This is a genomic window from Streptomyces sp. SUK 48 (genome assembly GCF_009650765.1).
Taxonomy (GTDB): Bacteria; Actinomycetota; Actinomycetes; order Streptomycetales; family Streptomycetaceae; genus Streptomyces.
Window position 1 is genome coordinate 6,181,829 of the sequence record NZ_CP045740.1, and the last position, 14,599, is coordinate 6,196,427.

Consider the following 14,599-nt stretch of genomic DNA (forward strand, 5'->3'; position numbering starts at 1 on the left):
CGTGAAGCTGGACTCCATGTACCAGGAAGTCATCCTGGACCACTACAAGAACCCGCACGGGCGTGGTCTCCGGGATGGCGACGCCGAGGTGCACCATGTGAACCCGACGTGCGGCGACGAGATCACGCTCCGTGTGAAGTACGACGGCACGAAGATCGCGGACGTCTCGTACGAGGGCCAGGGCTGCTCCATCAGCCAGGCATCGGCCTCCGTGCTGAACGACCTCCTGGTCGGCAAGGACCTGTCCGACGCGCAGAAGATCCAGGAGACCTTCCTGGAGCTGATGCAGTCCAAGGGCAAGATCGAGCCGGACGACGCGATGGAGGAGGTGCTGGAGGACGCGGTCGCGTTCGCCGGTGTCTCCAAGTACCCCGCGCGGGTCAAGTGCGCCCTCCTGAGCTGGATGGCGTGGAAGGACGCGACGGCCCAGGCGCTGGGTGGCGCCGAAGCCGAAAGGAAGACCGCATGAGCGACACCGTCGAGATGAAGCCGGCCTCGGAAGAGGAACTCCGCGAGGCCCTGATGGACGTGGTCGACCCCGAGCTGGGCATCGACGTCGTCAACCTCGGCCTGATCTACGGCATCCACGTGGACGACTCCAACGTGGCCACCGTGGACATGACCCTGACCTCCGCGGCCTGCCCGCTGACGGACGTCATCGAGGACCAGGCCAAGTCCGCCACGGACGGCATCGTCAACGAGCTCCGGATCAACTGGGTCTGGATGCCGCCGTGGGGCCCGGACAAGATCACGGACGAGGGCCGCGAGCAGCTGCGCGCGCTGGGCTTCAACGTCTGACCCAGGGTCTGGCACAGGGCTTGTGCGAGGGGCCGCGGCAGGGCTGCCGCGGCCCCTTTCGCATGCCCGCCGCCCGTTCCGGCCCCTCCTGTTCGCCGTCCCGTCGCCCCGTCGTTATGTACGGTCGTACATACGATATGTACGCTCGTACGCATGGGATATCTGACGCTCGCCGGTGCCATAGCCGCCGAGGTGGCCGCCACGACGGCGATGAAGTACAGCCACGGCTTCAGCAGGCTCGGGCCCTCGCTGGTGACGGCGCTGGGGTACCTGGTGTCCTTCCTGCTGCTGGCGCAGACGCTGAAGACGGTGCAGATCGGCACGGCGTACGCGATCTGGTCCGGGGTGGGGACCGCGGCCATCGCCGTGCTCGGGCTGCTGCTGTTCGGGGAGGGGCTCGACGCGGTCAAGATCGCGGGAATCCTGCTGATCATCGGGGGCGTGGTGGTGCTGAATCTCGGCGGGGCGAGCCACTGATGGCCCGGCGCTACGATCCGGACCGGCGCCGGCGGATCATCGACGCGGCGATCCGGGTGGCCGGGCGGGACGGTCTCGCCGGGCTGAGCCATCGCACGGTCGCGGCCGAGGCGGATGTGCCGCTCGGCTCCACCACGTACCACTTCGCCACCCTGGACGATCTGCTGGTGGCCGCCCTGGGCCAGGCGAACGAGGGGTTCGCGGCGGCGCTCGACGCCGGCGGGGTGCCGGCCGACGGCGACCTCGCGGCCGGGCTCGCCCGGGTCCTCGGCGACTGGCTGAACGGCGACCGCCCGGGCGCGGAGCTGGAGTACGAGCTGTACCTCGCCGCGCTGCGCCGCCCGGCCCTGCGGCCGGTCGCCGCGCAGTGGGCCGAGGAGACCGGCGCCCGCCTGTCCGCCCGGGTCGACGCGGTGACGGCGCGGGCGCTGCTCGCGCTGATGGACGGGATCTGCCTCCAGGTGCTGCTGACCGGCGGGTCCTACGACGAGGAGTACGCGCGGGAGGCGCTCGCGCGGGTGATCGGCGGCGGTGCGGACCGGGCGCGGCCGGATCAGCCGCCCGGCACATGAGACACGGTTCGCCCCCGCACCCCGTGCCACGTTAGGTTTTGTCCCATGACCGACACTGCTTCCCGTACCACCGGCGCCGTCGCCGCCGGCCTCGCCACGATCGCCTCCGACGGCACCGTTCTCGACACCTGGTTCCCCGCGCCCGAGCTGGTCGCCGAGCCGGGCCCGGCCGGCACCGAGCGGCTGTCCGCCGAGCGCGCGGCGGAACTGCTGGGCGGCGGCGCGACCGCGGCGATCGGCCCGGACGCCCGCAGGGGCGTCGAGGTGGTCGCGGTCCGTACGGTCATCGCCTCGCTGGACGAGAAGCCGCTGGACGCGCACGACACCTATCTGCGCCTGCACCTGCTCTCGCACCGCCTGGTCAAGCCGCACGGCCAGAACCTGGACGGCATTTTCGGCCACCTCGCCAACGTCGCCTGGACCTCGCTCGGCCCGGTCGCCGTGGACGACGTCGAGAAGGTGCGGCTGAACGCCCGCGCCGAGGGCCTGCACCTCCAGGTCACCTCGATCGACAAGTTCCCCCGCATGACGGACTACGTGGCCCCCAAGGGTGTCCGCATCGCCGACGCCGACCGGGTCCGCCTGGGCGCGCACCTGGCCGAGGGCACCACCGTGATGCACGAGGGCTTCGTCAACTTCAACGCCGGAACGCTCGGCACCTCGATGGTCGAGGGCCGTATCTCCGCCGGTGTCGTGGTCGGCGACGGCTCGGACATCGGCGGCGGCGCCTCCACCATGGGCACCCTGTCCGGCGGCGGCAATGTGATCATCGCCATCGGCGAGCGCTGCCTGGTCGGCGCCGAGGCGGGCGTCGGCATCGCCCTCGGCGACGAGTGCGTGGTCGAGGCCGGTCTGTACGTCACCGCCGGTACCCGCGTCACCATGCCCGACGGCCAGATCGTCAAGGCCCGCGACCTGAGCGGCGCGTCCCACATCCTCTTCCGCCGCAACTCGGTCACCGGCGCGGTCGAGGCCCGCCCGAACAACGCGGTCTGGGGCGGTCTGAACGACGTCCTGCACAGCCACAACTGATCAGCCAGGCAGGTCCGGAGCGCCCCTCACCCACGTGGTGCGGGGCGCTCCGTCATGACGCGGACAGGCCGGCCGCGAACTCCGCCAGGGTGGTGAAGTCGCCCTCGCGCAGGCCGATACGGGGGTCCACATGGTGGAGCAGGGCCGGGGCGGGGTGGTGGTCGGCCACGAACACCGCGTCCGCGGTGCTCTGTTCGTCGTCGACCCAGGCGAACGGCCGGCCCCCGGCGTACGCCACGATCGCCTCCGTCTTCCAGTGCACCCCGTCGGGCCGGTGCGCGAACAGGCCCGTGCCGAAGTCGACGTACGGCAGTTCGGGCAGCCCGAGGACGGGGGCGATCCAGTGGTCGGCCTCGGCCATCCAGGTCGTCGCCCAGCACAGCTCGTAGCCGAGGGCCAGCAGCGCGGGGCCGTGGGCCGGGTTCAGCCGGACCCGCAGGGGGCTGCGGGAGGAGGCCACCGGCACCTGGATCGTCGTGTATCCCTCGGGCCGGCGCTCCGGCGGGGCCGCGTACGGGTTCAGCGGACCGTCGACGTCCAGGAAGAGCAGGGGGCGGCTCACGGGGACACCGTACGGCAGGCCAGGGGAGCGCGGTTCAGGATTCGGTCAGTTCCTCGAAGCGCGCGTGCAGTTCGGCCGTCACCTCCGGGGACGCGGGCAGCAGCGGGGCGCGGACCGGGCCCGCGGGCAGGCCGAGCCGGGACAGGAGGGCCTTGGCGGTGACCGTCCCGGGCAGTCCCGCCGCCATCATGGACTCGATCAACGGGGTCGCCCGCAGCTGGAGTTGCCGGGCCCGCGCGGTGTCGGCCGCGTCGAAGGCGTCGAGGACGGCGCGGACCTGGCGCGGGGCCGCGTTGGCGACGGTGCTGACGCAGCCGGCCGCGCCGACGGCGTACAGGGCGAGGTTGTGTTCGTCGCAGCCCGCGTAATAGGCCAACTCCGTGCGGGCCAGCACCTTCTGGGCGCCCAGGAGGTCGTACGAGCAGTCCTTGACGCCGACGATCCGGGGGTGCTCGGCCAGGCGGAGGACCGTCTCCGGTTCGATACGGGTGCCGGTGCGGCCCGGGATGTCGTACAGCAGCACCGGCAGTCCGGCGGCGTCGGCGACGGCGCGGAAGTGCGCGGCGACGGCCTCCTGCGGCGGCCTGCTGTAGTAGGGCGCCACGACCAGCACGGCATCGGCACCCGCCTTCCCGGCCGCGAGGGCCAGTTCGGTGGTGTGCCGGGTGTCGGCGGTGCCGACGCCCGCGATCAGGGGGACCCGCGCGCCGACCGCCTCCCGTACGGCCGTGATCAGCTCCGCCTTCTCGCCGTCGGTGGTGGTCGGCGACTCGCCCGTGGTGCCGTTGAGGACCAGCCCCTCGCAGCCCTCCGCCACCAGGCGGGCGGCGAGCTCCTGGGCGCCGGCCCGGTCCAGCGCCCCCTCCTCGGTGAACGGGGTGATCATCGCGCAGAGGACGCGGCCGAAGGGGGAGGGACTGTGTGTGATCGTCATACCCGTCAGTGTCGGCAGGTCCTCCGTGTAGATCTACTTAATTCTCCTTCAGGGTATTCGTAAGCTTGCTTACATGTTCGGGAGTGGCGCAAGGTCGTGTGTCCAACTCGGCCGTTCATGGGTCACTATGGGCGAAGGGTCATCACCGACGTCAGCCATGGAGGCACCATGAAGCTCGGCAAGGCACTGGCCACCGGGGTCGCCGAGGAGCGGCCGGACATCCACGACGAGGAAGAGACGGTCCGGCGGCCCGCCGAGGCCGCCCGTACCGCACCGGCCGAGCCGGCCCGCGAAGAGGTCCCGGCCGGCCGATGAGGCTCCGGCTCCCGGCGGAACGCCCCGCGGAGCCGCCGACCGGCTACAAGATCGCCCACCCGGTGCTGTCCCAGGACGGTACCCGGGCGGGGTTCACCGGGGTGTCGCTCGGCGGTGCGCTTCCGTACGGGGTTCTCGACCAGGCGTCCTGCGTCTACGGCCGCAGGCACCGCCCGCCCGCGCGCCTGTGCGACTGCGGTTTCCACTGCGTCCACGACCGCGCCACCGCCGACGCCCTGCGCTGCACCGCCGAGCACCGCACCGCGCTGCTGCTCGAAGTCTCCGTGCTCGGCGCCTACCTCCGCTTCGAGCGCGGATTCCGCTACGCCCGCCAGCGGGTGCGCACCGCCACCGCGGGCCCCTGCGCCTGCGGCGCCACCGCGTCCCTGCTGGCCGACGCCGGCTGGGGCCGGCCCGGCTGGCGCGCCCTGGCCCCCGGCTGCGCGGGCTGTACGCGCGGCCGTACGTCCGTCACCCTCGCGGAGTTCGCCCGGCTCGCCGGGGAGGGCCTGCGGGTACGGGCGGACGACGGCGCCCCGGCCGGGACCGTCGCCCTGCTGGGTGCGGGCACCGGAATGGGAGTGCCCGAACTGGTCGCCGAGGCAGCCCTGTTGCAGGCGCGGCTCGACTGGTTCCAGTCCCAGCTGGCACGGCTCGGCGACCGCGGGACCGGGGGAGCGGACAAGGGCTGACGCTCCCCGGCCCGGGTACCCGGACGTTCCCGTACAGGAAGGAGGCGGGACACCGTGACCATGACCTCGCACACGCGACCGCACACGCGCCCCGCACTCGACGGGCACCCCTCCACGGGGGAACTCGTCAATCGCGCCACCGAACAGCTCTCCCTGCTGCTGCGGCAGGAGGTGGCCCTCGCCAAGGCGGAGCTGGCCCAGAAGGGCAAGCGCGCCGGAACCGGCGGCGGGCTGCTGGGAGCCGCGGGCGCCCTCGGCTACGTCGGACTGATCGTGCTGGCCGGCGCGGCCACCGCCGCCCTCGACCTGGTGCTGCCCCTGTGGGCGGCGGCGCTGATCGTCGCGGCCGTGCTGTTCGCCGTGGCCGCCGTCCTGGCCGCCACCGGACGCGCCCAGCTGCGCCGCGCCGGATCGCCCGTGCCCGAGGAGACCCTCGGCAGCGTCCGGGCCGATGTCGACGTGATCAAGGAAAGGGCACATCGATGACCCACAGGAACCCGCACGGTTCGGGCGCCAAGGGCCCCGACGAGCTGCGCGCGCAGATCGAGCAGACCAGGAACCAGCTCGGCGACACCGTGGCCCAGTTGGTGGACCGCGTCGATGTGAAGGGGCGCGCGCGGGCCCGGGCCGCCGATCTGAAGGACAAGGCCGGCGCCATGAAGGTGCAGCTGCGCTCCAGCGCCGCCCAGGCCGGGCACGGCGCCCAGGGCAGGGCCACGCACGCGGCGCACGCGATGAAGGGGCGGGCCGCGCAGGCGGGCCACGCGGTGCAGGGCACGGCCGCGCGCACCGGGCACACGCTCCAGAGCCGGGCCGCCCAGCACGGCGGCGCCCACGACGGGCAGCCCCTGCGCGATCGCGCCCTGGAGGCCGGACGCCACGCCCAGAGCAGGGCGGTGGACGCCGGGCACCGCGTGCAGGACCGGGCCGCCGTGGCCCAGCGGCAGCTCGCGCCGCCCGCCCGCAAGGCCGCCGAGGGCCTGCGCGGGGTGCCCCGCCCGGTGCTGATCGCGGGCGCCGCCGGGGTGGTCGCCCTGATCGCGGCCGGGGTGCTGCGCGGCGCCACGAGCCGCGGCACGACCCGTGGCGCGACCCGCGTCATGCGCCGCCGCCCCTGCTCCTGCTGAGCGCCTGAGCGCCTGGGTGCCTGAGCACCTGCGCGCCTGAAGGGCTCGACGGCGCACCCACCGTCCCCGGCCTGCCGTTCCCACCCTCCCACCGAAAACTGAGTCCGTCTGGACAATAAAAGTTTTCGGTGGGAGGGTGGGCGCATGCTGGATGTGACCGTGATCGAGGACCCCGAGGCCGCGGCCGTGTCGCTGGACCCCGTCCGGGCCCGGCTGCTGGCCGAACTGGCCGCCGGACCCGCGTCGGCCGCGATGCTGGCCGGCAAGGTCGGACTGCCCCGGCAGAAGGTGAACTACCACCTCAAGACGCTGGAGCGGCACGGCCTGGTCGAGCTGGCCGGGGAGCGCCGCAAGGGCAATGTCACCGAGCGGCTGATGCGCGCGAGCGCCGCGTCGTACGTCATCTCGCCCGCCGCCCTGCCCGCCGTGCAGCCGGACCCGGACCGCTTCCGGGACCAGCTGTCCGCGCGCTGGCTGCTGGCGCTCGGCGCCCGCCTGGTGCGCGACGTCGGCACCCTGATCGGCGGCGCGGCCCGGGCCCGCAAGCCCCTCGCGACGTACGCCCTGGACGGCGGGGTGCGGTTCGCCTCCGCCGCCGACCGCGCGGACTTCGTGCGGGAGCTGACGGCGGGCGTCGGCGCGCTGATCCGCAAGTACGACGCCCCGGACGCCGAGGGCGGCCGCGACCACCGGATCGTCGTCGCCCTGCATCCCGCGGTCGAGGACCGGCCCGCGGCCGTGGAACCCGCACCGGAAGCCGAGTAGGAGCCCCGCCATGAGCAAGGAATTCGAGATCGTCCGCGCGTTCGAGGTCGATGTGCCGCCGGAGCGGGTCTGGGCGGCGATCACCACCGGGACCGGGGCGTATCTGTGGCCGATGGAGCCGCCCGAGCCGCGGGAGGGCGGGCGGGGACCGTTCGGCTCGACCGTCGTCGTCTGGGAGCCGCCCCACCGCTACGTCAACCGCAGCGAGGACACGGGCATGCCCGCGCAGTCGCTCAACCAGCTCGACCACACCATCGAGCCGCGCGACGAGGGCCGCCGCGCCTTCGTGCGCTATGTCCACAGCGGGATCTTCACCGACGACTGGGACGCCCAGTACGACGGCGCGAGCAAGCACACCGACTTCTATCTGCACACCCTGCGCGCGTACCTGACGCACTTCGCGCCGGCCCCGGTCGCCTTCGCGCAGGCGACCGGGCCCGCCGTCTCGGCCGTACCGGAGGCGCTCGGCGCCGCGGCCCGCGCGCTCGGACTGCCGGACGACGCGGCCCCGGGGACGAGGGTGAGCGTCCGCGGACCCGGCGGGCGGGCCCTGGACGCCGTGCTCGACTACCGCGAACCGGAGTTCATCGGACTGCGCACCGACAGCGCCCTCGTCCGCTTCTTCGGCCGGGGCCGCTGGGGCGCGCCGCTCGGCATCAGCGTGCACGACTTCGCGCCGGGCGCCGACGCCGGGGCGGAGGGGGCCGCCTGGCAGGACTGGCTGAACGGGGTGTTCAGCCAGTCCTGAACCCCCGGGGTCAGGGGCGGAAGCGCAGCACCTGCGGGTCGTGGTCGCTGATCTGGTCGTTGAACTCCGAGTTGATGTGCACGCTGTCGTACTGGAACGAGTCGCGGCGCACCGCCGGGCTGATCAGGATCTGGTCCAGGACCTGCGAGTTGCCCTGGTAGTCGTAGGTGTAACGCTCGCTCCGGGGCAGCGACTTGATCGCCGACCACAGCTCGCCGTCACCCTCCAGGATCTTCGCGGTGCCGGAGAACTCGAAGTCGTTCATGTCGCCGAGGGCGAGCACGTTCGCGTTCCTCTGGACCTTCAGGATGTCCTTGACGAACGCGTTGACCTCCTGCGCCTGGGCGTGGCGCTGGGTCTCCGAGCTGCGCGTGACCGGCTGGTACTGCGCGGTCAGGCTCTGGTCGCCGCCCTTGGAGATCAGGTGGTTGGCGATCACGAAGACGGTCTTGCCCTGGAAGGCGAACTGACCGACGAGCGGCTTGCGGCTGTCCTTCCAGGCGGCGTCGGCCGGGTCGATCCGGCCCGGGGACGCGGTCAGCTGGGCCTCGCCGTGCTCCTTGACGACGCCCACCGCGGTGGTGGAGTCGCCGCCCGCGCGGTCCACGAAGGACACCCGCTCGGGGTTGAACAGGAACACCTGGCGGATGTTGCCGCCCGGCTGGCCGCCGTCCTGGTCGTTGACCGGGTTGATGGAACGCCAGTCGTACTTCGGGCCGCCCGCCGCGACGATCGCGTCGATCAGCTTGTTCACGGTGACGCTCGCGTCGACCGTGCCGTCGTCCGTGACGCCGTTGTTGTCCTGGATCTCCTCCAGGGACACGATGTCGGGGGACTGGAGGTTGTTCACGATCGCCGCGGCGTGCTGGTCGAACGTCTTGTCCGACGGGTCGAGGTTCTCGACGTTGTACGTGGCGACCGCGAGCTGCCTGCCGGTCTGCTTCTTCGTGGTCTCGCGCTGGAGGCCACCGCTCTTGAGCGTCCCGAGCCGGCCGGCGACCAGGGTGTAGCCGCCGTACTGGTTGAAGTCCAGCGGGCCGGTGGTGGTGCCGGTCAGCGTGTCGCCGACGTTCGCCTTCGGGAAGTCGGCGGTGGCGCCCAGCGACTGGATCTGGAGGCGGCCGGTGTTCTGCGAGTCGTAGGACCCGTAGACCGTGCCACCGCGGCGGTCGTGGTGCTCGTGCGGCTTCACCGTGACCCACAGCTCGCTGTAGGGGTCGGTGGCGGTGACCACACGGGCGTTCTTGACCTGGACGTTCATGCCCTCCAGGGACTCGTAGTAGTCCAGGGCGTACTTCTTGGGCTGGAGCGGCAGGCTGTTGATCGAGCCGCCGTTCGCGGTGTCGCCCTGCGGCGTGTACCGGCTCGGCACCGACCGCGCGTCGATGACGACCGGCGCCGGGACGGCGTTGCCGGTGGAGACCGTGGTGACGGTGGGCTTGGTGATCTCCGTGACGGACTGCTCGCCGGAGGCGGCACCGCCCGGGACGTACTCGGAGACCGTGCCGGTCACCGTCACCGAGTCGCCGACCGCGGCCTTCGGCGCCGAGCCGGTGAAGACGAATATGCCCTCGCTGGTGGCCGGGTCGTCGTCGGGCGTCGCGTCCTGGAGCCAGAAGCCCTTGGACGAGCCGTAGGTACGCGTGGCGGTCACGATGCCCGGCACGTCCGTCACCTTCTGCCCGGCGTACGGCGACAGCCGGGTGGTGCCCTGGATGTCGTGGATACGCACCGCGTCGGCGTGCGCGGGGGAGGTGAGGACGACGGCCGACGCGGCGGAGCAGACGGCGGCGACGGTGAGCGCGGCGAGACGCGCGGTGGACCTGCTCGGCAAGGGATCCCTCCGGGGATGTGACGGGGTGCCGGGACGAGGTGGATCGGTTGCGTGTGGGGGCCGTTGCCCTCCGTGACACGCGCAGGGCCGAGTGAACGGTCGTTCCCCCGACTTCTACGCGCGTCAATCTCCAGCCTGCGCACGGGACTTGTCAAGGTTTCGGCCATGTACCGGGGTTGACGAGGAGATGAACCGGGCGGCATGGGACCAAATCCGTCTAGGCTGAGGGGCTGAGCACGTTTCACGGTCCGAGGAGATCCAGCCGATGTCAGACAGCTCCCCCCTGCCGCCCGTACGGCTGCACTCCGAAGCGGAGCTGGCACGCGCCGCGCTGTCCACGCCCCTGCTGGAGCGGGCGGCCCGGCTCGCCCGCTGGGCCGGCCCCGGCACCCGGGTGGACGCGGGCGGCAGCCTGGTCGAGGAGCAGCTTCCCGCCGCGGCCGGCCAGCTCGGACTGACCGGCGACGACGCGGCCGCCTACGCCGCCGAGGCATGGCGCATCGCGCTGGACTCCGGCCTGGTCGAGATCGCCGACGAGGAGAGCGGGACGGTCCGCACGGGCGAGGCGCTGGCCCTGCTCACCGGTTCCCCGCACGAGGTGCTCACGGTGTGGCTCGCCGCGCTGGAGACCGTGCTCGCGGACGCGAGCGTGCCCGATCTGGACGGCCTGGTGGACGCGCTGGACGAGGGCGGGGAGATCGATTTCGCGTCACTCGACTGGGACCCCGAGGCCGAGTCCGACTTCCTCGACGGGGTGCTCGGCAACCTCTACCTCCTGACGGTGAGTGAGGACGGCGCCGGGGACGAGCCGGTGCCGCTGCCCGCCCTGGCCGCGTCGATGATCGTGCCGGACGACATGGACGAGCCCACCGACGACGTCCTTGAACAGGTGTCCGACGCGATGATGCGGCTGGACGACCAGTTCCGGACGCTGGAGCCGGTCGGCCTGGTCGAGTACCGGCCGGTGGACGAGGCGTTGATGGCGGAGGCCGACGAGGAACTCGCCGCGCCGGTGGAGGAGGCCGACGTCTCCCGCTACGGCATGGTGCGCCTGACCCCGCTCGGCGCGTACGGGCTGCGGGCGCGGCTGATGGAGGCCGGCTTCGAGGCCCCGGTGGTCGGCGAACTCGCCGACAAGGGCGCGGACGTACTGCTCGACGGCACCGCCGGGTTCGGGCCCGCGGCCGCCCTCGCCGAGACGGAGCTGTGGCTGAACCGGCACGAACCGCTCTCCGGCGCACGGGAGTTGCTGGCCGCGGCCCGGGGCGCCGACGCCGGGGGGCCGCTGCGCCGGCTGCGCTGCCAGCAGGCGCTGTCCCTGGTCGGCGGGGAGGCGGAGCCCGCGCTGCGGGAGGTGCTGGACGACCCCGAACTCGGCGGGCTCGCCCGGGTGTGGCTCAGCGAGCGGGGCGCCGCCGAGGTGCCCGCGCCCTCCGAGGACCTGGTGTTCTGGCTGACCATCGACACCGTCGCGGCCCAACTGGCCGCCGAGGGCAACTCCGAGGAACTCCAGGCCCTGGTGGAGGGGCTCGCCGAGCAGCACAGCGGGTTCTTCGCGGCCGCGTGGCGGGTGGAGCACCCGGCGACGGCCGATGTGCTGGAGGCGATGGGCCGGCTGCACCCGGACAAGAAGGTGGCCAAGGAGGCCCGTAAGGCGGCGTTCAAGGCACGGTCGCAGCACGGAGGTTGAGCGGGCCGGTGGGGTGACCCGGCCGGTGCGGTGACCGGGCGGGTGGAGTGACCCGGCCGGTGGGGTGGCCGGGTCGGAGTGGGTGAGCGTGGCGGGAGCCGGTGCGGGACCGGCCCGCCGCGGTGCTTGGTCCGCCCTTGGGGTGGCGCATACGGTTTCTTGAACAAGGGTGTCCCTGGTGGCCCCGCGTTCAACTCCCGTTCAGGCGCCGCCGGGAGCGTGTGCGCCGAACGAGGTCCGCCGCCCTCCACGGCCCACCCATCCGTCACAGGAGACACCATGTCGCTCACCCGCAGGGACTTCGCCAGAACCTCCGCGATCACCGGTGCCGGAATCGCCCTGGCGGGCAGCGCCGGCGTGCTCGCCACCGCGCCGAACGCCCTCGCGTCCACGGAGACCGAGGCCGCGCACGGGGACGCGGCGGCCCATGGCCGGGGTCCGGGACACGGTCAGGGCCATGGCCACGGCCTGCCCGGCGTCGGCTACGGCCCCCTGGAGCCCGACCCCGAGGGCCTCCTCGCGCTGCCCGCCGGCTTCGGCTACCAGATCATCACCTACAGCGGCCGGACCCGCCTGGAGTCGGGCGAGTTCACGCCGTCCAACCACGACGGCACCGCCCCCTTCGAGGGCCCCCGGGGCGCCACCCTCCTCGTCAACAACCACGAGCTGGCGGGCCCGCGCGCCAAGTGGGCCCACCCGGTGCCGCTCGCCGAGGGCCTGGTGTACGACCCCGCCGCGGCCGGTGGCTGCACGGTGGTCGAGGTGCGCCGCGACCGGGTCGCCGAGTGGGTCGGCATCGCCGGTACCTCCACCAACTGCGCGGGCGGCAGCACTCCGTGGGGAACCTGGCTGACCTGCGAGGAGACCGAGGACAAGGCCGGCCACAACGGCATGACCAAGGACCACGGCTACGTCTTCGAGGTGGACCCGGCCGACCGCCGGGCCAACCGCGCCCCCGAGCCGGTCAAGGCGCTGGGCCGGTACGCCCACGAGGCCGTCGTGGTCGATCCCCGGCGCGGCCACCTCTTCCTCACCGAGGACGCCGCGGGCCCCAACGGCCTGCTCTACCGCTGGACCCCGCCCACCGGCTTCCGCCACGGCCGCGGCAGGCTGCGCACCCTCGCCGACGACGCGGGCGTCCTCCAGGCGTTCAAGTGCTTCGACTCCGGCGGCCGGTTCGTGGACGACCTCTCCCGCGCCACCAGGACCGGCACGGTCTACGGCGTCGACTGGGTGGACGTGCCCGACCGCGACGCCCGGCAGGTCTCCACGCGCAAGCAGTTCGGCGAGGGCCAGGTCACCCGCGCCCGCAAGCTGGAGGGCATGTGGTGGGGTGACGGCGGCGTCTACGTCGTCTCCTCCTTCGCCCGCGCGGAGAGCCCGGTCCAGCACGACGGCCAGGTCTGGTTCTACGACCCCCGGCGCCGGACCCTCACCCTCAAGGTGCTGCTCGGCGTGAACCAGGACCCGGGCGAGGACGGCGCGTTCGACGGCCCGGACAACATCACCGTCTCGCCGTACGGCGGTCTGGTCGTCGCCGAGGACGGCGAGGGCGTCCAGCACCTGTTCGGGGCCACCGACAGCGGCCGCACCTACCCGATCGCGCGCAACGAGCTGAACATCGGCACCGCGGCGGAGCCGGAGTACAGCGAGTTCACCGGCGTCACCTTCTCGCCCGACGGGCGGACCCTGTACGCCAACATCCAGACGCCGGGCATCATGGTGGCCATCACCGGGCCCTGGAAGCGGCACAAGAGGTGACGGCAGGCGGCGGAGCGGCCACCGAGGGGGGCGCGGTCGCGGTCCCCGCGCCCCCCTTCGCTCAGAGGGCCTTCGCCGCCGGGTCCACCATGTTGCGGACCGTCCTCGCCTTCACGAAGTCGCCGATCGCGGTCATCTCCCACTCGCCCGAGAACTGGCGGATCAGCTTGGCCATCAGCACCCCGGTGCGGGGCTCGGCCTGCGTGAGGTCGAAGCGGACCAGTTCCTCCTCCGTCGCGGCGTCCACCAGGCGGCAGTACGCCTTGGCGACATCGGTGAACTTCTGGCCGGAGAAGGAGTTGACCGTGAAGACGAGACCGCTGACCTCCTCGGGGATGCGGCCGAGGTCGACCACGATCACCTCGTCGTCGCCCGCGCCCTCGCCCGTGAGGTTGTCGCCGGAGTGCTTGACCGCGCCCTTGAGGATGGTCAGCTTGCCGAAGTAGCAGCTGTCGATGTGGTTGCGCTGCGGGCCGAAGGCGATGACGGAGGCGTCGAGGTCGATGTCGCCGCCCCGGAACGCCGGCTCCCAGCCGAGTCCCATCCGCACCTGGGAGAGCAGCGGCCGGCCGCCCTTGACCAGCGACACCGTCTGGTTCTTCTGGAGGCTCACCCGGCCCTTGTCCAGGTTGATCTTCCCCGCGCCCGCGCCCGGGGCCGGCGCCGGGGGCGCGGCCGGCGCGGCGGGCACCGGCGGGGCCGTCGAGGGCGCCACCGGCGGTGCCACCGGCTGCGGTGCCACCGCCGGGGCGGCGGCCGCCGGTTCCTCGACCGTGACACCGAAGTCCGTCGCGATGCCCGCGAGTCCGTTCGCGTACCCCTGGCCGACCGCGCGGGCCTTCCACTGACCGCCCCGCCGGTAGATCTCCACCACCACGAGCGCGGTCTCGGCGCCCAGCTGCGGGGGTGTGAACGTGGCCAGCACCGCGCCGCCGTCCGCGTCGCGAAGGGTGGCGGTCGGCTCGATGCCCTGGAAGGTCTGGCCGGCCGCGTCCGGGCTGGCCGTGACCACGATCTTCTCGATGTCCGGCGGCACGGCCGCGGTGTCGACCGTGATCGCGTCGGGCGCGGCACCGCCGCCGGACCGGTAGGCCACGCCCGGTCCGGACGGCTGGTTGTAGAAGATGAAGTCGTCGTCCGAGCGCACCTTGCCGCCGCCCGTGAGCAGCAGGCCCGAGACGTCCAGCCGCACCGGAGCGGCCACGTCCACCGTGATGCGCGCGGCGGAGAGCGGAACGTTCGAGCCAGGGGTCATAGCTGTCATGTGGGGGGTAACGAACGAAACCGCTTTA

17 protein-coding genes are annotated in these 14,599 nt (G+C 72.9%); 13 read left to right on the plus strand and 4 right to left on the minus strand.

The annotated features are described in order from the left end of the window. Position 1 precedes the first annotated feature (1 nt). From sufU to dapD, 5 genes are all read left to right on the plus strand, one after another. Entirely contained in the window at positions 2-469 is a 468-nt protein-coding gene (gene sufU / locus GHR20_RS27305; protein WP_145489282.1) for a Fe-S cluster assembly sulfur transfer protein SufU, read from the plus strand. Next, a complete protein-coding gene (locus tag GHR20_RS27310) occupies positions 466-798 on the plus strand; it encodes a metal-sulfur cluster assembly factor (RefSeq protein ID WP_037656710.1) in 333 nt (110 codons plus the stop codon). Before sufU ends, GHR20_RS27310 begins: the two co-directional genes overlap by 4 nt. 153 nt (positions 799-951) lie before the next feature. Then, positions 952-1,275, plus strand: coding sequence for a multidrug efflux SMR transporter (locus tag GHR20_RS27315; RefSeq protein WP_148027264.1), 324 nt, complete (start codon positions 952-954; stop codon positions 1,273-1,275). Continuing rightward, the gene (locus GHR20_RS27320) at positions 1,275-1,847 is read left to right on the plus strand and encodes a TetR family transcriptional regulator (protein WP_153814675.1); all 573 of its coding nucleotides are present in this window, start codon (positions 1,275-1,277) and stop codon (positions 1,845-1,847) included. Before GHR20_RS27315 ends, GHR20_RS27320 begins: the two co-directional genes overlap by 1 nt. A 45-nt stretch (positions 1,848-1,892) precedes the next feature. Further along, positions 1,893-2,879, plus strand: a complete 987-nt coding sequence (dapD, locus tag GHR20_RS27325; RefSeq protein WP_111586370.1) for a 2,3,4,5-tetrahydropyridine-2,6-dicarboxylate N-succinyltransferase — start codon at positions 1,893-1,895, stop codon at positions 2,877-2,879. Between the two features lie 52 nt (positions 2,880-2,931). Here the strand turns inward: dapD and GHR20_RS27330 are convergent, their stop codons facing one another. Beyond that, positions 2,932-3,441: a hypothetical protein gene (locus GHR20_RS27330; protein ID WP_194859003.1), complete on the minus strand. Its 510-nt coding sequence runs from the start codon at positions 3,439-3,441 to the stop codon at positions 2,932-2,934. A gap of 34 nt (positions 3,442-3,475) precedes the next feature. Next, the gene (gene dapA / locus GHR20_RS27335; protein WP_153814677.1) at positions 3,476-4,375 is read right to left on the minus strand and encodes a 4-hydroxy-tetrahydrodipicolinate synthase; all 900 of its coding nucleotides are present in this window, start codon (positions 4,373-4,375) and stop codon (positions 3,476-3,478) included. Between the two features lie 168 nt (positions 4,376-4,543). Here dapA and GHR20_RS36915 point away from each other — a divergent pair, with 168 nt between their 5' ends. The 6 genes from GHR20_RS36915 to GHR20_RS27360 all read left to right on the plus strand — a co-directional run bounded on the left by GHR20_RS36915 (position 4,544) and on the right by GHR20_RS27360 (position 8,022). Then, positions 4,544-4,690 carry a hypothetical protein gene (locus tag GHR20_RS36915; RefSeq protein WP_181516641.1) on the plus strand — a complete coding sequence of 49 codons (147 nt, stop codon included), beginning with the start codon at positions 4,544-4,546 and terminating at the stop codon, positions 4,688-4,690. Further along, the gene (locus GHR20_RS27340; protein WP_153814678.1) at positions 4,687-5,382 is read left to right on the plus strand and encodes a hypothetical protein; all 696 of its coding nucleotides are present in this window, start codon (positions 4,687-4,689) and stop codon (positions 5,380-5,382) included. Before GHR20_RS36915 ends, GHR20_RS27340 begins: the two co-directional genes overlap by 4 nt. A 60-nt stretch (positions 5,383-5,442) precedes the next feature. Next, positions 5,443-5,868 carry a phage holin family protein gene (locus tag GHR20_RS27345; RefSeq protein WP_111586461.1) on the plus strand — a complete coding sequence of 142 codons (426 nt, stop codon included), beginning with the start codon at positions 5,443-5,445 and terminating at the stop codon, positions 5,866-5,868. Continuing rightward, positions 5,865-6,509 (plus strand): DUF3618 domain-containing protein, encoded by a 645-nt coding sequence (locus GHR20_RS27350; RefSeq protein WP_111586374.1) that lies wholly within the window; start codon positions 5,865-5,867, stop codon positions 6,507-6,509. The genes GHR20_RS27345 and GHR20_RS27350 overlap by 4 nt, the downstream gene beginning before the upstream one ends. Positions 6,510-6,653: 144 nt before the next feature. Continuing rightward, positions 6,654-7,274, plus strand: a complete 621-nt coding sequence (locus GHR20_RS27355) for a helix-turn-helix domain-containing protein (RefSeq protein WP_153814679.1) — start codon at positions 6,654-6,656, stop codon at positions 7,272-7,274. 10 nt (positions 7,275-7,284) lie between these two features. Then, positions 7,285-8,022, plus strand: a complete 738-nt coding sequence (locus GHR20_RS27360) for an SRPBCC domain-containing protein (protein WP_153814680.1) — start codon at positions 7,285-7,287, stop codon at positions 8,020-8,022. A 10-nt stretch (positions 8,023-8,032) separates the two neighbouring features. Here GHR20_RS27360 and GHR20_RS27365 read toward each other — a convergent pair whose 3' ends face one another. Continuing rightward, a complete protein-coding gene (locus GHR20_RS27365) occupies positions 8,033-9,856 on the minus strand; it encodes an endonuclease/exonuclease/phosphatase family protein (protein WP_153814681.1) in 1,824 nt (607 codons plus the stop codon). A 265-nt stretch (positions 9,857-10,121) separates the two neighbouring features. Here GHR20_RS27365 and GHR20_RS27370 point away from each other — a divergent pair, with 265 nt between their 5' ends. Together GHR20_RS27370 and GHR20_RS27375 are read left to right on the plus strand one after the other, a co-directional pair. Then, entirely contained in the window at positions 10,122-11,546 is a 1,425-nt protein-coding gene (locus GHR20_RS27370; protein WP_153814682.1) for a hypothetical protein, read from the plus strand. Between the two features lie 279 nt (positions 11,547-11,825). Beyond that, on the plus strand, positions 11,826-13,307 hold the full coding sequence (locus GHR20_RS27375) for an alkaline phosphatase PhoX (protein ID WP_153814683.1): 1,482 nt from the start codon (positions 11,826-11,828) through the stop codon (positions 13,305-13,307). A gap of 61 nt (positions 13,308-13,368) precedes the next feature. Here GHR20_RS27375 and GHR20_RS27380 read toward each other — a convergent pair whose 3' ends face one another. Beyond that, positions 13,369-14,562 carry a TerD family protein gene (locus GHR20_RS27380; protein WP_153814684.1) on the minus strand — a complete coding sequence of 398 codons (1,194 nt, stop codon included), beginning with the start codon at positions 14,560-14,562 and terminating at the stop codon, positions 13,369-13,371. Between the last annotated feature and the right edge of the window lie 37 nt (positions 14,563-14,599).